Genomic DNA, 20,268 nt, shown 5'->3' with positions numbered 1-20,268 from the left:
AATCACTGATAGGAAACCAGCGTTGCACCATTTTCATGGCTGAAATCTGGCTTCACGCCAAGCATGGCAGCCGCACGCCGGATAATGTTGCCCGCCATAACGCCCGCGTTCGATGCCGCGACGTCTGTCATGCCAGGCTTTTCGGGGTGCGGGGCGTCGGCAATCGTAAACACCAGGTATTGTGGATCGTCCATCGGAAAGGCGGCGACGAATGTATTGAAATTCAATTCCTTCGAGTAGCGGCCATTGATGACCTTCTCGGCTGTTCCGGTCTTACCGCCAACGCGATAGCCGGGCACTCTGGCGTTTCTGGCCGAGCCCTTCTCCGCGTTGAGCGTATACAGGTAGCGCATGCCGTCGACCGTCTTTTCGCTGACCACTTTCTTGGCCATGGCCATCGCTTCTTCCTGTGTACGGATCAGGAAGGTGGGGTTCATCAGGAAGCCGCCATTCATCAGCGCGGCGCAGCCGACAGCCGCTTGCAGCGGCGTCGTCGACACGCCGTGACCGAAGGCGATGGTGAACGAATTGACCTGTTTCCAGACCTTCGGTTCAGTCGGGCGGGCGACTTCCGGCAGTTCGGTCTGCATCTTATCCAAAATTCCAAGGCGATGCAGGAATTCGCGGTGCCCCGCGATGCCGACCATTTCGGCCTCCCTGGCCGACCCGATGTTGGACGAATAGAGGAACACCTCCGGCAACGACAGCACACGGTTCTTGCCGTGGAAGTCGTGAATGGCCTGATGGCCGACCCGGATTGGATGCGAAGCATCGAAGCGGCTCGCCATCGTCGCCTTGCCCGAATCGAGCGCCATGGCAGAGGTAAAGCTCTTGAAGGTCGAGCCCATCTCGTAGAGGCCTGCCGACATCCGGTTCAGCCGGTCCTTGTCTTGCGCATTATAAGGATTGTTAGGATCAAAATCCGGGACCGAGGCCATGGCCACCACTTCGCCGGTCTTGACGTTGAGCACAACGGCGCCAGCGCCCATGGCGCGATAGCGCTCCAAGCCGGCGGCGATCTCGTCGCGCACCACATGCTGGACGCGCAGATCGATCGAAAGCCTCACCGGCTTGAGATCCTTGGCCACCGCGAGGCCCGATGCCTGCAGGTCGCTCAAACCCTGCTCATCGACATATTTCTCCATGCCGGAAATGCCCTGGTTGTCGATGTTGGTTAGCCCGACAATGTAGGACGAGGTCTCGCCGCTCGGATAGAAGCGGCGCTTCTCGGTGCGGAAACCGAAGCCGGGAATGCCGAGCTGCATGATGTCGGACTGCTGCTTGGGGGTCAGTTGCCGCTGCAGCCAGACGAAACCAGCACCGCTCTTCAGCTTATGGTAGGTCTGCTCATAGTCGATGTCCGGAAGCACCGTCGACAGCTTCTCGATCGCCTCGTCGGCGTCTACGATGCGGCGCGGCTCGGCAAACAGCGACGCCGTCTTGATGTCCGTCGCCAGAACTTCGCCGTTGCGGTCGACAATGTCGGGCCGCGATGCCGTCACCCGGCTTTGCGGACCGCCCGACATGTCCGGGGTCTGGAAGCCGAGATAGACCAGGCGCCCGGAAATCGTCGAGAAGATCCCGAAGAACACCGCCATCGTCATGACGATGCGCGTCCTGCCCTTGCCGCCGGTCGCCTTGCGGGCGCCCTCGACGACGATCGAACCGCCTTCACCCGTCCTCACGCGACGCTTCAGCAGTTTGCCGATCATTGGGCGATGCCTCCGGTCACNAGTTCAGACGTGTGCTCTTCCGATCTGATCGAACCGCCTTCACCCGTCCTCACGCGACGCTTCAGCAGTTTGCCGATCATTGGGCGATGCCTCCGGTCACCACGGGATCCTTGCTGCCAGGAGGCGCTTGATCGGAATCGTCGGCCATGCCGCCCTGGCGTCCGGACAGGATGTCCTGGATGTCCAGGGATTTGGCCGGCAGGTCGCCGATGCCGACGATCTGGCGAGCGCTAACCGGCTCGAGTTCGAGCTGTGACTTGTAGAGTTCGGTCAGCTTCTGCAGCCGCGATGGCTGGGTGAGCAGGCTCCAGTCAGCCTTGAGCAGGTCGATCGTGTCCTCCTCATAGCGGATCTGCGCATGGATCTTCTGCACCGAAGCCAATTGTTCCTCGGCCTCGCGCTTGGCCTTGTAGGTAAGGGCGGCCGCCCCAACCATGACGGCGATCAGGACGATGTCGCTGGTACGAAACACGTGCTTACCTCTCCCCCGGCCGGTCGATACCGGGAAGCTTTGGAAGGCCGAAAATCGAAAAGTCGCTGCTGCGCGCCGGCGCCTCGGTGCGGATTGCCGCGCGAAGCCTGGCCGAACGGGCGCGCGGATTGGCCGCCACCTCGGCATCGCCGGCAGTCACGCCGCCGCCCGCCTTGCGGAAGGTCGCGGTGCGCGCATGAGCCTCGGGCAGGTGACGCGAGCCGGTCGCGACGTCGGCACGGTCGGCGATGAAACGCTTGACGATGCGGTCTTCCAGCGAATGGAACGTCACCACGGCGAGCCGTCCGCCCGGCTTCAGCGCACGCTCGGCCGCGAACAAGGCCTTGGCCAGTTCGCCAAGCTCGTCATTGACGAAGATGCGCAGCGCCTGGAAAACGCGCGTCGCCGGATGGATTTTGTCCTTCGGCGCACGGCCGATATGCGTCTCGATGGCATCGGCCAGTTCCAGCGTGCGCTCGAACGGACGCTTTTCGCGGCGAGCCTCGATCATGCGGGCGATGCGCCCGGCATGACGCTCCTCGCCGAGGAAGCCGAAGATGCGGGCGAGATCACCCGGCTTGAAGCTGTTGACGACGTCGGCAGCGCTCAAACCCGCCTGCGCCATGCGCATGTCGAGCGGCCCGTCGGCGCGGAACGAAAACCCGCGCTCGGCCTGGTCGAGCTGCATCGAGGACACACCGATGTCGAGCACGACGCCGTCGGCACTCTCGACATGTTCGTCCAGCGTCGAGAACGGCGCCTGCACCAGCCGCAGGCGGCCGCCCGACTGCGCCTCGAGATCGCGCCCGGCGGCGATGGCATCCGGATCGCGGTCGATCGCCACCACGGAGGCGCCCGTCGCCAGAATGGCCCTGGTGTAACCGCCGGCGCCGAACGTGCCGTCGATGATGATGTCGCCCTCCGCTGGCGACAGTGCTTCCAGCACTTCGCCAACGAGGACCGGAATGTGGCGGGCCGATCCGCCAACGGCGTGCCCATCTGCGGCGTGAGGAAGGTCATCGCCGTGGCCCACCGTCATTCCGATAGCTCCCCAGCCTTCGTCCCCTGCCGAAGCTGCAAAAGCCGAGCCCGCGCCTGCGCCCCATAGGCAGCAAGCCGTCCCGGCTCCCAGACCTGAAAGAAATTGCCTCGTCCGACAAAGGCCACTTCCGCCGAAATGCCGGTGTGTTCGCGAATAAAATCGCTCATCGTGATGCGACCGTCCTGGTCGAGTTTCAAGAATGTTCCGTCGCCATGGCAGAAGAATGACATATCGTCCGCCGTCTGCAGGAAGGGATCCTCGAGTGCGATGCGCTGCTCGTAGCGGTCGAGCAGGTCGAGCCCGCCGACATCCATCGCCGGCAAATCCAGGCAGCGCAGCGCATAGAGTTCCGAATAGCCGCGCTTCTGCACAACGGCGCGGAAATGCGCCGGAACGGATACCCGTCCCTTCGCATCGATCCTGCTCACCGTGTTCGAGAGAAACCGGTCCATTAAATGCCACGGCCGCTTGCGCCGCCGCACCCCTCTTCATCGTGTCGTACGCGCCGCCGCGGCACGTTCGCTGCCCCGCATCAATCTCGTTGGCACGGGCAAAAACCGGCAAACGCGCAGCCGCCGCGGCTGCCCGATTGGCGTACGCTTTACCCTGACGCGGAACGAAGGCTTTGATGTCTGTATGGGATATCATGGGGTGCTATGGGCGTCAACGGGAAGGGCTTCACAAACACGCACGCCGCGACCAACGAGAGCAGCCTTGACGTCACATCTCGTCTTTATGGATCATTAAGCCTAACGAAGGGTTTAGAGGCGCCTGGCCCAACCAGACGCGCCTTGCCGCGAGGCGCTACCCGGCATAGCGTTTCGCCGCATCCGGTCGGTCACCAAAGGATTTGAGAATCGATGTCTGAAACAGCGAACAGTCGCGCTGCAGCACTATCCCATCTGCGTAGCAGCGGGCTTGCCATGGGCGATTCCATCCCTCTGCCCCTGACCATGGCCGCCATTTTTCACGCGCCCGGCGACGCCACCGGTTTCAACCAGTACGGCCGCTTCAGCAACCCGACCTGGGATGCGGTCGAACATATGCTGGCCCATCTGGAGGACGCGCCCTGCGTCGCCTTTCCTTCGGGAATGGCGGCGATCTCGGCAGCATTTTTTGCCGTGCTCAAGGCCGGCGATCGTATCCTGCTGCCTTCGGACGGCTATCACACGACGCGGGCTTTGGCCGAACGCTTCCTGAAGCCCCTTGGCGTCACCTACGATGTCAGGCCGACCTCGACCTTCCTCGATGGCGGCTTCGAAGGGTACCGCCTCGCCTTCGTCGAAACCCCCGCCAATCCGGGGCTGGATATCTGCGACATCGCGGCCGTCGCCGATGCTGTTCACAAAGCCGGCGCGCTGCTGGTGGTCGACAACACGACGATGACACCCTTCGGCCAGCGCCCACTCGACCATGGCGCCGACATCGTCATTGCCGCCGACACCAAGGCGCCCAATGGCCATTCCGATGTGCTGTTCGGCCATGTCGCCAGCCGCAATGCCGAAATCATCGCCGCCGTGACCGGCTGGCGCGAGGTTTCCGGCAGCATTCCCGGTCCGTTCGAAGCTTGGCTGGTGCATCGCGGCTTGGAGACACTGGACGTGCGCTTCGATCGCATGTGTTCCTCGGCGGATGTGATCGCGCGGCGGCTGAAGGACCACCGCGCGATCAGCGGCCTGCGGTTCCCCGGGCTGGAAAGCGATCCGTCGCATAACCTTGCTCGCGCCCAGATGGAGCGCTTCGGCTTTCTCATCTCTTTCGAGCTCGCATCGGAGGACAAGGCAGAGGATTTCATCAACAATTGCGACCTGATCGAAGCCGCGACATCCTTCGGCGGCGTCCACACCTCTGCCGAGCGGCGCTTGAAGCGAGGCGATGCGGTTCCCGCCGGCTTCGTGCGCCTCTCGGTAGGCTGCGAGCCGGTGGAAGAACTCTGGAAGGCGATCGAGACGTCGCTGGACAAGATTGGCGGCTGACAAAATCGGCTAAGAGCTTTTTGCCTCTGCCATTTTGAGATATCTGGCGCGCGCTCGTTCGATAATCGGCGGCCCCTCAAGAGCGGGCCCGCTGTCGAATCCCTTCCTGCACAAGTTTGCGCAATTCCTCGACCGTATAGCCATGCAGGTCGCGCCGGTCTTTCCATTGCCTGAGCGCATCACGGATCACCTCGCTCGCCGACGCATATTCGCCGGCGGCGACCGCATCATCCACCGCCTGCGCCAGTTCCGGCGACAGCGTGATGCTGCGTTTGTCGACCTGTCCCATGATAGGCTCCTGATGCTCTTCACGGATCGATGGTACGATTTAATCGCACCAGCTTCAAGAACAGCCGATCCTCGCTCGCATGGATGAACAGCTGAACAAAGCTTGAATCACCAGGCGCGCCCCAGGGCGCAACCTGCTGATCTCAAAGACTTCTCTTCGATATCATGGAGAGAATTGCCAGCTGGCCTGTAAGCCGGGTTTTGTATGGCCCTCGCCCCTTGCGGCGCGAGAACGTGGCGGCCATTCATCTTGGGCGCATGTTGCCATGCGCCTCACGCAACCTACCCGGACGGTGGGCCGGAAACAGCCCTCGAGGGTTTCCCCTCGCACCGCCCCTATTCGGTCTTGCTCCCGGTGGGGTTTACCGTGCCGCTCCTGTTGCCAGTCGCGCGGTGGGCTCTTACCCCACCCTTTCACCCTTGCCCCGAATCCGGCAAAAGCCGAACCGTGGCGGTTTGCTTTCTGTGGCACTTTCCCTGGGGTCGCCCCCGCCGGCCATTAACCGGCACCGTGTTTCCATGGAGCCCGGACTTTCCTCACCCGCGGCCTTTCGGCGTTTGCGGGTGCGGCCGCCCGGCCAGCTGGCAAGGCGTATAAAGGGGTTCACGCCCGAAAACGCAAACGAAAAAGCAGACTTATGCAGGCGATCCAAGCGCAGCCATCTGCACTTTGACCTTGCCGCAATAGGCGGCCGACACCGGGTTCATTCGCGTTGCGGCATGCCCGGCATTGTATTTCAGAATCGTACCACAGGTCGTGCCGCCGCCGAGGCTCCGCGCCATGGCAAGATATTTCATGCCGTATTTGATGTTGGTGTCGGGATCGAACAGGCCCTTGGCGGAACCGCTATATCCCATCATCCGCGCTGTTGCCGGCTTGATCTGCATCAGGCCGATCTCGCCGGCGCTGCCGACGATGTCAGGCCGGTAGTTGCTCTCGATCTTGATGACGGCCGTGGCGAGCGACACCGGCACGCCTTCGATCGCCGCATAGCGGGCAACGATTGCGGAATACTGGCCGATGCTGGCCACCGCGGCCGTCGATGCCGCCGCCTTCCTCAGACCAACCGACGCCGTTGTCGTCATGTCGACGGTCTTGCGACCGCGCTTCGTCTGCCTTTTGGCGGTAGACTTCTTGGGCTTGGACCAGCTTGCCTTTTCCACTTTGGCGGAAACCCGCTTCGTCGCCTTGGCGTCGTGGCTTGCCTTGTCGCTTGTGGCCAGCGTGGCCTTGCTGCTTTTTGCGGGTACGGCGGAAAGCCCTTGATCGGCCCGCGGGCTGAGTGGCGCGGCTTGCGCCGTGCCGAAGGCAAAAGTCATTACGCCGGCAGCAAGAGCTGCCGTTAAAACGGTCAATTTCTGCATGTGATCCTGTTCTGTCTGGACTGCGTGAAGATGTTCACGCAGCAACGCCTAATCAATATCGGAACAACCCCGGGGGGCTGGGGGTCCGACATCTGCACGCCAGCCGTTTGACGCTCGAATTGGTGTCAAACAAGGCCAGGCAAGTCACTTTGAGTGACAGCTTGTAATTTAAAGATTGGAAGGGGTTGCTTGGAAGAGGCTACCCTCAGGTCAGCGTCTCACGGAGGCAAGCAGCTTTTGCAGTGTCCGCAGTGTCGAGCCATCGGCAATGCCGTCCACTCTGCGCGGCCGGAAATGCCTCTGAAACGCCTCGACGACGAACTCCGTCTGTCGGTCGAAAATGCTCGTTATTTCGACGCCATAGCCGTAGAGCGCCAGCATCGACTGCAACGCCTCGACGTCACCGCCGGCATCGCCGAGCCTGAGCACGGCTCCTCGCCGGATCGGTGCGGCTGCCACGAGATGGCCGACACCGGCCTCGAACAGCGTCTTCCAGGGGAACTTCTCGCCCGGATCGATTTTGCGTCCCGGCGCCACATCGGAATGTGCGAGCACCCGCTCGGCGGCAATCGAATGCCGCCCGGCGATCCCCCTGCACAGCCCGATCACCGCATCGATCTGCCGCTTGGGAAAACCGGGATAGCCCAGCGTATGTCCTGGATTGACGATCTCGATGCCGACGGAACAGGAATTGATGTCGGCGCGTCCGAACCACGAACTCTTGCCGGCGTGCCAAGCGCGGTCGCTTTCCCTGACCATTTGCACGATGTGGCCATTCTCATGGACGAGATAGTGCGACGACACCTCGCTGGCCGGATCGCACAGCAACGCCTCGGCCCCAATGCCAGTCGCCATGCCGGTGTAGTGCAACACGATCATGTCAGGCTTGAGTGTCTCGCGCCGCGGACCGAAATTCGGCGATACCCTGACCTCGGCACGTGGCTCGTCGGGCAGGAAACCGCTCATGCGTGGCGCAGACCCCGCTCGATCATCTCATAGGCGGCATTGATCGCCGCCACCCTGGTCGTTGCGATCTTGATGAATTCCTGCGGCAGGCCGCGCGCAATCAGCCGGTCCGGATGATTGTCGGAAACCAGCTTTCGATAGCGTTTCCTGACCTCTTCGAACGGCTTACCGCGCTCGATACCGAGCACGACATAGGGATCCCCGGCGCCCAGATTGACGTGCCGCGCCATGATGCTTTCGTAATGTGCCTCGTCGATGCGGAAAATCTCGGCGATGCGGTGCAGGAAGAGGCCTTCGCGCTCATGCACCAGCCCGTCGGCCTTGGCGATGTAAAACAAGCCCTCGAGTATGTCTTCCAGCATCGCGCAGTTGGAATGCCCCGAGCCGCACATCTGCGCCATCCGCTCGGCATAGATTTCGAAACCGGCCACGTCGCGTTGGGCGAGATCGAACAGCCGCGCCACATTGCGCGTCTCCTTTGGCGGCACGTCGAAAATCTGCTGGAAGGCGCGCACCTCGTCCTGGGTGACGATGCCATCGGCCTTGGCCATCTTGGCCGACAATGCGATCATCGCCACCGAGAACGCGACACGCCGGCGCAGATCCGCATCGCCCGAAAAAACCGTGCGCACGGCCTCGACGACGTCGGCAACACCCGACGAGGTTGAAGATGAAACGCGGGTGATGAACTCGCCGAGGCGATCCCAAATGGACATAGCCTGCTTCTTAGTGCCACCGCCCCTTGCTATCAAGCCGGGACAGTGCCGCAGGCTCCGCACGACAATCGGCCCGACTTTGGCGCGGGATGTGGCCGCGGCGGTCGGATTAAACGAGAAAGGCCGATACCACAGGCCTTTCTCGTCCTTCACGCAAAAGTACCGCGTTCCCGACTACTGCGCGGGCGCAGGAGCTGGTTTTGCCGGAGCCGGCTCGGCAGGCTTCTCGGGTGTGATGCTCTTCGTAGTCGAGTTGTCGGTAGCCGGAGGCGTCGCGGCCGGCGGCGTAGCCGGCTTCATCGGCTGTTCGGCCGGCGGTGGGGTGCTCTGGGTGGTGGTATTATCCGTACCGTTGTCACTGCAGGCGGCAACGCCAAGCAAGGCCAAAGCGGAAACGGACGCAAGAATGAGCTTTTTCATATTATCTCTCCTTCGATATACGCTCACGTTGCCGTGAACGGTCGAAAGGAAATGCGTCAGATAGCCATGAGTTTCGTAACGTTGCGTTTCCGCATGTAACATCGTCTGGTTCATTTGCGATTGCCGGTCGAACGATGGCGAACTAACAGAATGTGCTGAACCACAGATCGAACAGAAAAGTGCCAGGGCTGTCATGACCGAAAAATGGGATTTCTGGATCGACCGCGGCGGCACATTCACCGACGTCATCGGCAAGGATCCGGAGGGCGGGCTGCATCCCCGCAAGCTTCTCTCCGAAAATCCCGAGGCCTATGCCGATGCCGCCATCCAGGGCATTCGCGGCCTTCTCGGTCTATCCTCCGACGATGCCATCCCGCCCGGCCTGATCGGCGACGTCAAGATGGGCACCACGGTCGCCACCAATGCGCTGCTGGAGCGCAAGGGCGACCGCGTTCTTTTGCTCATTACCAAGGGTTTTCGCGATGCGCTGAAGATCGCCTATCAGGCGCGCCCGGACATCTTCGCCAAGGAGATCATCCTTCCCGAACAGCTCTACGAGCGCGTCATCGAGATCAACGAGCGCGTACGCGCTGATGGCCGTGTCGAACAATTGCTCGACATCGCCGCCTGCCGGCCGGCGATCGAACAGGCCAGGGCCGATGGCATCGATGCCGTGGCTATCGCCTTCATGCATGCGTGGAAATATCCCGACCACGAGAAGGCGGTGGCAAAAGTCTGCCGCAAACTTGGTTTCAGCCAGGTTTCGGTCAGCCACGAGGTCTCACCGCTGATCAAGCTGGTCGGCCGTGGCGACACCACTGTGGTCGACGCCTATCTGTCGCCCATCCTGTCGAGGTATGTGCAGAGGGTGGCGGGAGAGTTGGGCGTCCTCTCCCCCCTCGAGGGGGGTGAGTGGCGGTCGACCGAAGGTCGAGAAAAAGCCAACGATTTGGCTTTTTCAGCAACGAACGCCCGAAGCCATAGCGAAGGGCAGTCGGCAAAGCGGCCAGAGGGGGTCCTATCAGAAGGCACCGCCGATGCGTCGAACCCAGTCGAGCCGACCCCACCCGGCGGCTTTGCCGCCACCCTCCCCTCGAGGGGGAGGGAATCCCCTCGCCTGATGTTCATGATGTCCTCCGGCGGGCTGACCGCTGCCGACATGTTCCAGGGAAAGGACGCGCTGCTGTCGGGCCCAGCCGGCGGCGTCGTCGGCATGGTCGAGACGGCCAGGCTCGCCGGTTTCGGCAAAGTCATCGGCTTCGACATGGGCGGCACCTCCACCGATGTCGCCCATTATGACGGCGAGTATGAGCGTGCCTTCGACACCGAGGTCGCTGGCGTGCGCATCCGCGCGCCGATGATGCGCATCCACACCGTCGCCGCCGGTGGCGGCTCGATCCTGCATTACGAGGCCGGCCGCTTCCGTGCCGGACCCGACTCGGCTGGCGCCAATCCCGGCCCGGCCGCCTACCGGCGCGGCGGGCCGCTCGCCGTCACCGACGCCAATGTCATGCTGGGCAAGCTGCAGCCCGATTTCTTTCCCGCCATTTTCGGCCCCGGCCAGGACCAGCCGCTCGATGTCGAGACGGTGCGGGCAAAATTCGCCATGCTGGCAGCCGAAATTGGCGACGGCCGCACGCCCGAGGCTGTCGCCGAAGGCTTCGTCACCATCGCTGTTGAGAACATGGCGAACGCCATCAAGAAGATCTCAGTTCAGCGCGGCTACGACGTCACTGAATATCTCTTGAACTGCTTCGGTGGCGCCGGCGGCCAGCACGCTTGCCTGGTCGCTGACGCGCTCGGCATGGAGGCGGTATTGATCCATCCCTTCTCCGGCCTGCTGTCGGCCTACGGCATTGGCCTGTCTTCGGTTTTTGCCTCGCGCCAGCAGGCGTTGCTGAAGCCGCTTGCCGAAGAGTCCAGAACGGAGATCGGCAACCTTATTACCACCTTGAAAAAAGCCGTCATCGCCGAACTCGCGGCACAAGGCATCGCCGAGGACGCGGTTGCCGCGAAGCCGGTGCTGCACATCCGTTACGACGGCACCGACACGACATTGCCGGTGAATTTTGAGGAAGACTCGATTTTCCAGGCCAAGCGCGATTTCGAAATCGCCCACAAAGCACAGTTCGGTTTCGTCTATGACGACAAGCCGATGATCGTCGAGACCGTCGGCGTCGAAGGCATCGACACCGGCGGCAACGGCCGCGACGAAACTGAATCGCAAACCGAAGACCTCGCCGTAAGCCCTTCGCAAACCCGCGAAATCTTCACCGAGGGAGAGTGGCGTGCTTCAGGCATCTTCCGCCGCGAGGCGCTGAGGCCGGGAAACACGGTTGCGGGTCCTGCCTTGATCATCGAGCCGAACCAGACGATCGTGATCGAGCCGGGCTGGCAGGCCGAAATCACCGCAAGGAACCATGTGCTCCTGCGCCGCGTCGAGAAAAAGCGCCGGCAGGCAGCACTCGGTACCGAGGCCGACCCGGTCATGCTGGAGGTCTTCAACAATCTGTTCATGTCGATTGCCGAACAGATGGGCGTGACGCTGCAGAACACCGCCTATTCGGTCAACATCAAGGAAAGGCTGGATTTCTCCTGCGCCGTCTTCGACCGCACCGGCGCGCTGGTTGCCAACGCCCCGCATATGCCGGTGCATCTGGGCTCGATGGACCGTTCGGTCGAAACCATCATCCGGTTGAACTCCGGCGACATCCACCCCGGCGACGTCTTTGCCCTGAACGCCCCCTACAATGGCGGCACGCATTTGCCCGACATCACGGTGGTGACGCCGGTGTTCGACGACGCCCAACACGAAATCCTCTTCTGGGCCGCCTCGCGTGGCCACCATGCGGATATTGGCGGCACGGCACCCGGTTCGATGACGCCGCTTGCCACCACCGTCGACGAGGAAGGCGTACTGTTCGACAATTTCCGCATCGTCGATCGCGGCCACTTCCGCGAAAAGGAGCTGGAAACGCTTCTGACCGACCACCGCTATCCGGCGCGCAATCCGCACCAGAACATCGCTGACCTCAAGGCGCAGATCGCCGCCAACGAGAAGGGCGTCGCGGAACTGCGCAAGATGGTCACGCATTTCGGCCTCGATGTCGTCGAGGCCTATATGGGTCATGTCCAGGACAACGCCGCCGAAAGCGTGCGCCGCGTGCTGGAACGGCTGCCAGATAGTTCTGAGTACGAATATCCGACCGACACAGGCCAGGTCATCAAGGTGAAGATCACGGTCGATCGGCAAAGGCGCGAGGCGACCGTCGACTTCACCGGCACGTCGCCGGTGATGAAGAACAATTTCAACGCGCCCGAGCCGGTCGCCCGTGCGGCCGTGCTCTATGCCTTCCGCGTCATGGTCGAGGATATGATCCCGATGAATGCCGGGTGCCTGCGGCCAATCAACATCATCATTCCCGACGGCTCGATGCTGAAACCCGCCTACCCCGCCGCTGTCGTCGCCGGCAATGTCGAGACCTCGCAGCACGTCACCAACGCGCTGTTCGGCGCCATGGGCGCCATGGCCAACGCGCAAGGCACGATGAACAACCTGACCTTCGGCAACAAGACGTACCAATATTACGAGACGATCTGTTCCGGCTCGCCGGCCGGCCAGATGAACTCCGGCCGCGGCTTTGCCGGCACCTCCGGGGTTCACACCCACATGACCAATTCGCGCCTCACCGACCCGGAAGTGCTGGAACTGCGCTTTCCCGTTCTGCTCGAGGATTTCCACATTCGGGAAGGTTCCGGCGGCAAGGGCAAATGGAGCGCGGGCGACGGCACCAAGCGCACCATCCGCTTCCTCGAAAAGATGGAATGCGCGATCCTGTCCTCGCACCGCAACCGCCCGCCGCAAGGCCTGGACGGCGGCGGCGATGGCGAGGTCGGCTCGACCAAGATCCGCCGCAAGGACGGAACCATTGAAGTCCTCAAGGCCTGCGACCAGACCGTGCTTCAGCCGGGCGAAGCCGTCATTCTGACGACGCCGACGCCGGGCGGATTCGGCAAGCCATAAGCAGGCATCAACAGGCTGTCACCGGCCTGTCATCACCCTGGGTTACCCGCTTGCGGCAAAGCAAATGGGGAAATCATCTTGCCATGACGGACGTCTCCGCAGATCTGGTCTTTCGCCGCGGCAAGGAAGTGGGAAAGGCCGTCTACCAGAACCGCCCCCTGTCGAAGGCAGGCATTTCGGAGCGGCTGTTCGCCTTCCTGTTTTCCGGCCTCGTCTATCCGCAGATTTGGGAAGACCCCGACGTCGACATGGAGGCGATGCAGCTTGGCCGGGGTCACCGCGTCGTCACCATCGCCTCGGGCGGCTGCAACATTCTGGCCTACCTTACCCGCTCGCCGGCACGGGTCGACGCCGTAGACCTCAATGCCGCCCACGTCGCGCTGAACCGCATGAAGCTGGAGGCGGTGCGCCACCTGCCTTCGCAAGGCGACCTGTTCCGCTTCTTCGGCGCCGCCGACACCAGCCACAATTCGGAAGCCTACGACCGTTTCATCGCGCCCTATCTCGACCCGGTCAGCCGTCACTACTGGGAGCGCCGCAACTGGCGCGGCATCAGGCGCATCGCCGTCTTCGATCGCAATTTTTACCGGACCGGCCTGCTTGGCCTGTTCATCGCCATGGGCCATCGCACGGCAAAGTTCTTCGGCGTCGACCCCGCCGGCATCATGCAGGCTTGCAACCCAGGCGAGCAGCGTCGCTTCTTCCAAGAGGAGTTGGCGCCGGTCTTCGACAAGAAGCTTTTGAAATGGGCGACGTCACGCAAGGCCTCGCTGTTCGGCCTCGGCATTCCGCCGGCGCAGTACGATTCGCTGATCACCTCGGGCGACGGCACCATGGCCAGCGTGCTGAAGGCCCGGCTGGAAAAGCTCGCTTGCGATTTTCCGCTGCAGAACAACTACTTCGCCTGGCAGGCCTTCGCCCGGCGCTATCCAAACCCCGGCGAGGCCGCCCTGCCCGCCTATTTGGAAAGGCAGAACTACGAGACCATCCGCGGCAATGTCGACCGCGTCACCATCCACCATGCCAATCTGATCGAATTCCTCACCGGCAAGGATGCCGGCGCGGTCGACCGCTTCGTCCTGCTCGATGCACAGGATTGGATGACCGATGAACAGCTCAACGCGCTGTGGGCGGAAATCACCCGCACCGCATCGGCCGGCGCCCGCGTCATCTTCCGCACCGCCGCCGAGCCCAGCCTGCTGCCCGGCCGGGTCTCCAGTTCGCTGCTCGACCAGTGGGCCTATCAGGATGAAGCATCGCTCGAATTCTCGACTCGCGACCGCTCCGCCATCTATGGCGGCTTCCACCTCTATGTGAAGCGTGCAGCGTGAGCACGACCGAACTGCCGGCCAGCCCAGAATTCAAGGCAAACCATGCCGAATTGATGGACGGCGTCTACCGCTGGCAGCGCCACATCTACGACCTGACCCGCAAATATTACCTGCTCGGCCGCGACCGGCTGATAGCGGAGCTTGATGTGCCCGCCGGCGGCAACGTGCTTGAGCTCGGCTGCGGCACCGGCCGCAACATTATCCTCGCCGCTCGCAGATACCCGGAAGCGCGCTTCTTCGGCCTCGACATCTCAGCCGAAATGCTGGAGACGGCCGGCGCCGCGATGACGCGCGAGGGTCTGTCCGGCCGCGTCGTGCTGGCAAGGGGCGACGCCACGGATTTCGATGCCGAGGCACTCTTCGGTGTCGAACGCTTCGATCGAATCTTCGTGTCCTACTCGCTGTCGATGATCCCCGATTGGGAAAAAACGGTGCCGACAGCGCTTGCCGCACTGTCACCGAACGGTTCGCTGCACGTCGTCGATTTCGGCCAGCAGGAAGGTCTGCCGCGCTGGTTTCGCGCGCTGCTGCGCGGCTGGCTCAGAAAGTTCCATGTCGCGCCGCGTGAATCGCTGCGCGAGGTTCTGGAATCGGAATCTCGGCGAACCGGCGCAAGCTTCCGCTTTCGCACGCTTTATCGCGGCTATGCCTGGCTGGCCGTGATCGGGCAGCCAAAGGGCTAATGCAGCGCCTTCACCAGCGCGCCCACCATCGTCTGCGGTCGGTAGCCGAGTTTGGCCGGGGTCAGGCCCAGCCGCACCACCACCAACTGCTCAGAGGGGATGATGGCGACCGTCTGCCCGTCATGGCCCTCCATCCAGTAGGTGTCCTTTGGCAGGCCTGCGGCGACGCCCGCGCCCGGGTTTTCCTCATCGCCCGGAGCCTCGATCCACAGCTGGCCCTTGCCGTAGACTTTCGATGCGGCTGCCGGCTCCCGCATCCAGTCGACGAAGCCGGCCGGCAGGATTTGGTTGCCGTTCCACACCCCGCTTTGCAGCAGGAACTGACCGAAGCGCGCCCAGTCATGCGCGGTTGCGTAGAGATAGGACGAGCCGACGAAGGTGCCCTGCTCGTCCGTCTCCAGCACCGCGCTGTGCATGCCGAGCGGTTCGAACAGCGCCGTGCGCGGCCACGTCAGCGCCTTGGCCTTGTCGCCGATCGCGTCCTGCCAAAGGCGCGACAGCATCACCGCCGTGCCGCTCGAATAGGAAAATATCTTGCCGACCTCGGCCGCCAGCGGCTTTGATTCGGCAAAGCCCGCCATGTCGGGCTCCAGATAGAGCATGCGCGTGACGTCGGCGACGTCGCCATAATCCTCATTGAACTCCAGCCCGCTTGACATCGCCATCATGTCGGCAAGGCTGATGGCATTGCGGCCGTCCGCCTTCCACGGCCCGAACAGTCCCTTGTCGGTGAAGGTCATCTTGCCGTCCTTGAACAACGTGCCGACGATGGCGGCATTCACCGTCTTGGTCATCGACCAGCCGAGCAACGGCGTCTTTGCCGAAAAACCTGCACCATAGCGCTCGGCGACGACACGACCGTTCTTGACCACCACCACCGCGCGCAACCCAGGACCGGTCAGTGCCGCATCGTCCAGCAACTTGGCAATCAGCGGGTCCGGTGATGCCTCGATCCGCTCACCTTCCGGCCACAGCGCATTCTGGCTGACCTCCGGGGACGCCGCATGAATTGCCGTCCGCCGCACCTTGCCGACATCGCCGTCGGGGACCGAAGCGCAACCCAGCCCGTCACGGGCGACGGCGACGCTCTTGCCGAGGAAACCAAACAAGCCCGCGGAGACCGTTCCCCTGTTCTTGTCCACCGAGATCCGCATCAACCGGAGCAACGGATGCCCAGGCGCCTGCACGTCGACGGCCAGCACCTCATTGGCATTGCGTCCGGCGATAAAGACGTTCGAACAGACGATCTTGGCCGAGTAGCCCGAGCCGACGCGGATCAATTCCGGCGGCGCGATATAAAGCCAGGCAAAAAGCGCGGCGATTGCCAGCACGATCAGGCCAAGTAGCCATTTGACGATCTTGACGACGATCCGCATTTGTTTTCTTTCCTCCCAGGTCTCGCCGGACGCTGGTGTCATCGATTTGCCGCCATTGCTTTCGCAAATCATGGGGCTTGTCGAGCGTCGTCAACGGATTATCAACCATGATCGGCGATCAAAGGATAGGTTGGAGCGATGCTGTGGGGCGATCGCTCGGAGAGGCCAGTCGAGGGGGCCACCCACAACAAAACCCATCAGCGACCGGCTGAATCCGGCTCGGGAGTTGCGATGCGCCGTCTTGCGGTCCTTTTCGTGCTGACACTGCTTGGCGCCTGTTCGACCGTTGACGACCTCTCGCCGCTGTCGCCGTCCGTGTCGAACAGCCAGGCGGTCGCCGTGCGCGCGCCGCGCTTTGCCGATTCCAAGCCGCATGAATGGGAAAGCGGCGCGCCGTGGAGCTACGCTGTCCACGGCACCGATGTCTCCAAATACCAGACCTCGGTCGACTGGCCAGCGGCCAGGGCCAGCGGCATCTCCTTCGCCTTCATCAAGGCGACCGAGGGCGGCGACCGTTTCGACGACTATTTCAACGAGCATTGGGCGCGCACCAAGGCCAACGGGATTCCGCGCGCGGCGTATCATTTTTACTATTTCTGCACCCCGGCTGCCGTGCAGGCGCGCTGGTTCATCCGCAACGTCCCTGTCGATCGCTCGGCAATGCCACCGGTCCTCGACATGGAATGGAACCCGCAATCGCCGACCTGCAGGCTGCGTCCCGACGCGGTCACCGTGCGCGCGGAGATGACCACCTTCCTCGAAATTGTCGAACGGCACTACGGCAAGAAGCCGATCATCTACACCTCGGTCGACTTCTTCGACGACAACGAACTGGCGAGCTTCGGCGGGTATCCCTACTGGCTGCGCTCCGTCGCCGGCCATCCGCGCGAGAAGTATGGCAGCCACCCTTTCACCTTCTGGCAATACACCGGAACCGGCATCGTTCCGGGCATGACCGGCAAGTCCGACATCAACGTCTTCAACGGCAGCGAAGCCGCCTGGAACAAGTGGCTGCGGCAGAACACCCGCTGACATCGTGACAACGGCGGCGAAGCCTCGGGAATAAGCGCTGCGGCAGAACACCCGTTGGCATCGTGACAACGGCGGCGAAGCCTCGGGAATAAGCGCTGCGGCAGAACAACCGTTGACACCGGGGCAACAGCGGCGAAGCCTTGGGAACAAGGGCTGCGGCAGAACAACCGTTGACATCGGTGCTGTCGCCTGCTTTTCGACACAGGCAGCGGTAAAGAGTGCAACCGCAGGCAATTCAGGGCGTTGGGCTTCCCGGCGAAGCGCGACAAATGCCCCGGTTCGTTTCGAGAGGAAACCGATGCGACTGCGTTCTCAAGCCCTCGCGGCGCTGTTCCTGTGCGCCTTGGCCGTGCCGGCGATGGCGCAGGAATGCGGCGGCGACTTCGAAGCCTGGAAGCAGGGCGTGGCAGCGGAAGCCAAGGCGGCTGGCGTCGGCCCAGTCGGTCTCGACGCGCTGGAGGCCGCAGCCATCGATGAGAAGGTCCTCGCACGTGACCGCGCCCAAGGCGTCTTCACCCAGACCTTCATCGAATTCTCCGACCGCATGATCTCGGCCTACCGGCTGAAGCAAGGTGCGGCGAACCTGACGAAATACGCCGATGTCTTCGCCCGCGCCGATCGGCAGTTCGGCGTCCAGGCGCCGATCATCGCCGCGTTCTGGGCGCTGGAAACCGATTTCGGCGCCGTACAGGGCGAATTCCACACGTTGAGCGCCCTGGTGACGCTTTCCCATGATTGCCGCCGCCCGCAACTGTTCCGGCCTCAGTTGATGCCGCTTCTGCAATTGATCGATCGCGGCGTGGTGCCGGCCGACGTCAAGGGTGCATGGGCCGGCGAGATCGGCCAGACGCAGATCCTGCCGTCCGATTATCTGGTGCGCGGCGTCGATGGCGATGGCGATGGCAAGGTCGACCTGCGCGGCAGTGTGCCGGACGTGATCATGACCACCGCCAACAAGGTACTGTCGCGTGGCTGGAAACGCGACGAGCCCTGGATCCAGGAAGTCCGCGTGCCCGAAGACATGCCGTGGGACCAGACCGGTCGCACCAACAAGCTGCCCCTATCGCAATGGGCACAATGGGGCATCACCAACCCCGACGGCACGCCGCTGATCGACAACGGCCTCAAGGCCGGCTTGGCGCTGCCTATGGGCCGCAAAGGCCCCGCCTTCCTCGCCTATGACAATTTCGACGTCTATCTCGAGTGGAACCAGTCCTTCACCTACGCTCTGACCGCGGCCAATCTCGCCGCCCGGTTGGCGGGAGCAAAACAGTTCGACCCACGCAATCCCGAGACCGGTCTCGAGAGCGAGCAAATGAAGGCTTTGCAGACAAAGCTCGAAGCAAGGGGCTACGACGTCGGCACAGTCGACGGCATCCTCGGGACCAACACCCGCGAGGCGATCCGCAAGGAACAAATGCGGCTAGGTTTGCCGGTGGATGGCTGGCCGACGCCGGAGCTATTGGCAAAGCTTTAGCGAATAGCGAATAGCGAATAGCGAATAGCGAATAGAAGGTAGTCCTTCCTTGCTGCTGTCTCAGCAAATCTTCCCTATTCGCTACTGGCTATTCCCTATTCGCTATCCCGCCATCGTCTCCAAGCTCGCAAACCCTTGTGGCACGTCGCCCTCGTCGAAGGGCGTCGTGACCTCGACGAAGGTGTCGGGATAAAAGCCGTTGAAGCGGGTCCTTAGCGACAGCGAATAGGCGCCGATGTGGCCGATCTCGATCCAGTCGCCGGTGTCGACGGTTTCCGGGAGCCAGAACGGCCGCGACAGGATGTCGACGGAATCGCAGGTCGCACCGCAGACCTTGAAAGGCACGATGCTCTTTTCCTCGCCATTGCGCGAACGGATCGCCGGATCGGGAATGAAACGCGCCGGCAGGGTGATCTTGCCGGTCCATGAATCCGACAGCGATGCCCAGATGCCGTCATTGATGTAGAGCCGCTTGCCCTTGCGCAGCAGCACCCGCACGATCAGCGACAGGCAGCGCGCCACGATCACGCGGCCGGGCTCGGCCACCAGCGGCATCTGGTCGAACTGGTATTCCTTCAGGTCGCCGGACAGCCGCGACATGATCTGGCCGAGCGACGGCATCTCGATCTGCTTGCGGTTGGGATCATGGCCGTATTCGGCGGGAAAACCGCCGCCGACATCGAGCCCGGCAATATCGAAGGTCAGCCGGTTGCGCACCCAGTCGGCCGACGCAAGCGCCCGCTCATAGGTGTCGGGATCCTCGATCTGGCTGCCGACATGGAAACACAGGCCGACCTTGTAGCCGGTACGGTTCAGCCGCTCGGCGAGTTCGATGGCATAGGCCGGCCCGGCCCCGAACTTCTTCGACAGTTCGTAGGCGGCATGCCCTTTGGTCTGCACCCGCACGAAAACACTGATCGAGCTCGGATCGACGTCGAGCGCCCGCACCACGCGGGTCAGTTTGGTGATCTCGTCCTCATGGTCGAGCGAAATGACGCGAATGCCGTACTTCTCCAGCGCCAGCTTGATGTCCGACTGCGCCTTGACCGGGTGCATGTAGAGCATCTCGGCATCGGCAGAGACCGCGCGCACGGCGGCGAACTCGCCTGGCGAAGCCACATCGAAAGCCTTCACGCCGGCCTCGACCAGGGTCTTCAGCACGATCTGCTCGCCATTGGTCTTGACCGCATAAGCGGTCTTGCCGGGGAACATGCCCATGAACTGTTTGGCATCGGCGATCAGCACTTGCGGGCGGAAGCAATAGACCGGGTCGTCCGGACGAAGCGCCAGTGCCGCCTCGCGGGCATTTTCGAATCGCTGCATCGACGAATCCTTGACCTAGCCTGCGCACAATTAATCCAAGCTAG

Annotated in this window: 17 protein-coding genes and 1 other RNA gene; 6 read left to right on the top strand and 12 right to left on the bottom strand. The window is 62.6% G+C overall.

Annotation, left to right across the window (positions count from 1 at the left end):
- Positions 1–2: 2 nt before the first annotated feature.
- The 4 genes from X744_RS167430 to mraZ all read right to left on the bottom strand — a co-directional run bounded on the left by X744_RS167430 (position 3) and on the right by mraZ (position 3,699).
- The gene (locus tag X744_RS167430) at positions 3–1,712 is read right to left on the bottom strand and encodes a penicillin-binding protein 2 (RefSeq protein WP_023757004.1); all 1,710 of its coding nucleotides are present in this window, start codon (positions 1,710–1,712) and stop codon (positions 3–5) included.
- A 97-nt stretch (positions 1,713–1,809) separates the two neighbouring features.
- Positions 1,810–2,205 (bottom strand): hypothetical protein, encoded by a 396-nt coding sequence (locus X744_RS167435; RefSeq protein ID WP_023757002.1) that lies wholly within the window; start codon positions 2,203–2,205, stop codon positions 1,810–1,812.
- A 4-nt stretch (positions 2,206–2,209) separates the two neighbouring features.
- Positions 2,210–3,244 (bottom strand): 16S rRNA (cytosine(1402)-N(4))-methyltransferase RsmH, encoded by a 1,035-nt coding sequence (gene rsmH / locus X744_RS167440; RefSeq protein WP_023757001.1) that lies wholly within the window; start codon positions 3,242–3,244, stop codon positions 2,210–2,212.
- A complete protein-coding gene (gene mraZ, locus X744_RS167445; RefSeq protein ID WP_023757000.1) occupies positions 3,241–3,699 on the bottom strand; it encodes a division/cell wall cluster transcriptional repressor MraZ in 459 nt (152 codons plus the stop codon). Before mraZ ends, rsmH begins: the two co-directional genes overlap by 4 nt.
- A 408-nt stretch (positions 3,700–4,107) precedes the next feature.
- Between mraZ and X744_RS167450 the strand changes: the two genes are divergently transcribed.
- Positions 4,108–5,223: a cystathionine gamma-lyase gene (locus X744_RS167450; protein WP_023756999.1), complete on the top strand. Its 1,116-nt coding sequence runs from the start codon at positions 4,108–4,110 to the stop codon at positions 5,221–5,223.
- Between the two features lie 76 nt (positions 5,224–5,299).
- On the opposite strand, the gene X744_RS0135735 is transcribed toward X744_RS167450, so the two are convergent.
- From X744_RS0135735 to X744_RS1000000171345, 6 genes are all read right to left on the bottom strand, one after another.
- The gene (locus X744_RS0135735) at positions 5,300–5,512 is read right to left on the bottom strand and encodes a type II toxin-antitoxin system ParD family antitoxin (protein ID WP_084025059.1); all 213 of its coding nucleotides are present in this window, start codon (positions 5,510–5,512) and stop codon (positions 5,300–5,302) included.
- A gap of 173 nt (positions 5,513–5,685) precedes the next feature.
- An RNA gene (rnpB, locus tag X744_RS1000000170840) (RNase P RNA component class A) lies at positions 5,686–6,097 on the bottom strand.
- A 50-nt stretch (positions 6,098–6,147) separates the two neighbouring features.
- Positions 6,148–6,876 (bottom strand): transglycosylase SLT domain-containing protein, encoded by a 729-nt coding sequence (locus X744_RS167455; RefSeq protein ID WP_023756998.1) that lies wholly within the window; start codon positions 6,874–6,876, stop codon positions 6,148–6,150.
- A 210-nt stretch (positions 6,877–7,086) separates the two neighbouring features.
- Complete coding sequence (locus tag X744_RS167460; protein WP_023756997.1) at positions 7,087–7,842, bottom strand: N-acetylmuramoyl-L-alanine amidase; 756 nt, start codon at positions 7,840–7,842, stop codon at positions 7,087–7,089.
- Entirely contained in the window at positions 7,839–8,558 is a 720-nt protein-coding gene (locus tag X744_RS167465) for a DnaJ family molecular chaperone (protein WP_023756996.1), read from the bottom strand. Before X744_RS167465 ends, X744_RS167460 begins: the two co-directional genes overlap by 4 nt.
- A 174-nt stretch (positions 8,559–8,732) precedes the next feature.
- Complete coding sequence (locus tag X744_RS1000000171345; protein ID WP_084025055.1) at positions 8,733–8,978, bottom strand: hypothetical protein; 246 nt, start codon at positions 8,976–8,978, stop codon at positions 8,733–8,735.
- A 193-nt stretch (positions 8,979–9,171) separates the two neighbouring features.
- Between X744_RS1000000171345 and X744_RS167475 the strand changes: the two genes are divergently transcribed.
- From X744_RS167475 to X744_RS167485, 3 genes are all read left to right on the top strand, one after another.
- The gene (locus tag X744_RS167475; protein ID WP_023756994.1) at positions 9,172–13,002 is read left to right on the top strand and encodes a hydantoinase B/oxoprolinase family protein; all 3,831 of its coding nucleotides are present in this window, start codon (positions 9,172–9,174) and stop codon (positions 13,000–13,002) included.
- A gap of 83 nt (positions 13,003–13,085) precedes the next feature.
- Positions 13,086–14,333, top strand: coding sequence for a DUF3419 family protein (locus X744_RS167480; protein WP_023756993.1), 1,248 nt, complete (start codon positions 13,086–13,088; stop codon positions 14,331–14,333).
- Positions 14,330–15,016 carry a class I SAM-dependent methyltransferase gene (locus tag X744_RS167485; protein ID WP_023756992.1) on the top strand — a complete coding sequence of 229 codons (687 nt, stop codon included), beginning with the start codon at positions 14,330–14,332 and terminating at the stop codon, positions 15,014–15,016. The genes X744_RS167480 and X744_RS167485 overlap by 4 nt, the downstream gene beginning before the upstream one ends.
- Here X744_RS167485 and X744_RS167490 read toward each other — a convergent pair.
- The gene (locus tag X744_RS167490) at positions 15,013–16,392 is read right to left on the bottom strand and encodes a serine hydrolase (RefSeq protein ID WP_023756991.1); all 1,380 of its coding nucleotides are present in this window, start codon (positions 16,390–16,392) and stop codon (positions 15,013–15,015) included. The two genes, X744_RS167485 and X744_RS167490, sit on opposite strands and share 4 nt — an antisense overlap.
- 231 nt (positions 16,393–16,623) lie before the next feature.
- Here X744_RS167490 and X744_RS167495 point away from each other — a divergent pair, with 231 nt between their 5' ends.
- The gene (locus X744_RS167495) at positions 16,624–17,424 is read left to right on the top strand and encodes a GH25 family lysozyme (protein WP_023756990.1); all 801 of its coding nucleotides are present in this window, start codon (positions 16,624–16,626) and stop codon (positions 17,422–17,424) included.
- Positions 17,425–17,722: 298 nt separating this feature from the next.
- On the top strand, positions 17,723–18,901 hold the full coding sequence (locus tag X744_RS167500) for a lytic murein transglycosylase (RefSeq protein WP_023756989.1): 1,179 nt from the start codon (positions 17,723–17,725) through the stop codon (positions 18,899–18,901).
- Between the two features lie 102 nt (positions 18,902–19,003).
- On the opposite strand, the gene X744_RS167505 is transcribed toward X744_RS167500, so the two are convergent.
- Positions 19,004–20,224, bottom strand: a complete 1,221-nt coding sequence (locus tag X744_RS167505; RefSeq protein WP_023756988.1) for an alanine racemase — start codon at positions 20,222–20,224, stop codon at positions 19,004–19,006.
- Between the last annotated feature and the right edge of the window lie 44 nt (positions 20,225–20,268).

Origin of the sequence: Mesorhizobium sp. LNHC252B00 (assembly GCF_000502955.1) — a bacterium.
In the GTDB taxonomy this organism is placed as follows: Bacteria; Pseudomonadota; Alphaproteobacteria; order Rhizobiales; family Rhizobiaceae; genus Mesorhizobium.
The sequence above is the reverse complement of the archived record's forward strand: the minus strand, read 5'-3'. Positions and strand labels throughout refer to the sequence as shown.

What these genes read in the sequence shown, in the direction of transcription:
- X744_RS167475 (WP_023756994.1), top strand. Translation starts at nt 9,172, where the DNA reads ATGACCGAAAAATGGGATTTCTGGATCGACCGCGGCGGCACATTCACC.
- X744_RS167430 (WP_023757004.1), bottom strand. Translation starts at nt 1,712, where the DNA reads ATGATCGGCAAACTGCTGAAGCGTCGCGTGAGGACGGGTGAAGGCGGT.
- X744_RS167480 (WP_023756993.1), top strand. Translation starts at nt 13,086, where the DNA reads ATGACGGACGTCTCCGCAGATCTGGTCTTTCGCCGCGGCAAGGAAGTG.
- X744_RS167495 (WP_023756990.1), top strand. Translation starts at nt 16,624, where the DNA reads ATGCGCCGTCTTGCGGTCCTTTTCGTGCTGACACTGCTTGGCGCCTGT.
- X744_RS167450 (WP_023756999.1), top strand. Translation starts at nt 4,108, where the DNA reads ATGTCTGAAACAGCGAACAGTCGCGCTGCAGCACTATCCCATCTGCGT.
- X744_RS167505 (WP_023756988.1), bottom strand. Translation starts at nt 20,224, where the DNA reads ATGCAGCGATTCGAAAATGCCCGCGAGGCGGCACTGGCGCTTCGTCCG.
- X744_RS167490 (WP_023756991.1), bottom strand. Translation starts at nt 16,392, where the DNA reads ATGCGGATCGTCGTCAAGATCGTCAAATGGCTACTTGGCCTGATCGTG.
- X744_RS167455 (WP_023756998.1), bottom strand. Translation starts at nt 6,876, where the DNA reads ATGCAGAAATTGACCGTTTTAACGGCAGCTCTTGCTGCCGGCGTAATG.
- mraZ (WP_023757000.1), bottom strand. Translation starts at nt 3,699, where the DNA reads ATGGACCGGTTTCTCTCGAACACGGTGAGCAGGATCGATGCGAAGGGA.
- X744_RS167500 (WP_023756989.1), top strand. Translation starts at nt 17,723, where the DNA reads ATGCGACTGCGTTCTCAAGCCCTCGCGGCGCTGTTCCTGTGCGCCTTG.
- X744_RS167465 (WP_023756996.1), bottom strand. Translation starts at nt 8,558, where the DNA reads ATGTCCATTTGGGATCGCCTCGGCGAGTTCATCACCCGCGTTTCATCT.
- rsmH (WP_023757001.1), bottom strand. Translation starts at nt 3,244, where the DNA reads ATGACGGTGGGCCACGGCGATGACCTTCCTCACGCCGCAGATGGGCAC.
- X744_RS0135735 (WP_084025059.1), bottom strand. Translation starts at nt 5,512, where the DNA reads ATGGGACAGGTCGACAAACGCAGCATCACGCTGTCGCCGGAACTGGCG.
- X744_RS1000000171345 (WP_084025055.1), bottom strand. Translation starts at nt 8,978, where the DNA reads ATGAAAAAGCTCATTCTTGCGTCCGTTTCCGCTTTGGCCTTGCTTGGC.
- X744_RS167460 (WP_023756997.1), bottom strand. Translation starts at nt 7,842, where the DNA reads ATGAGCGGTTTCCTGCCCGACGAGCCACGTGCCGAGGTCAGGGTATCG.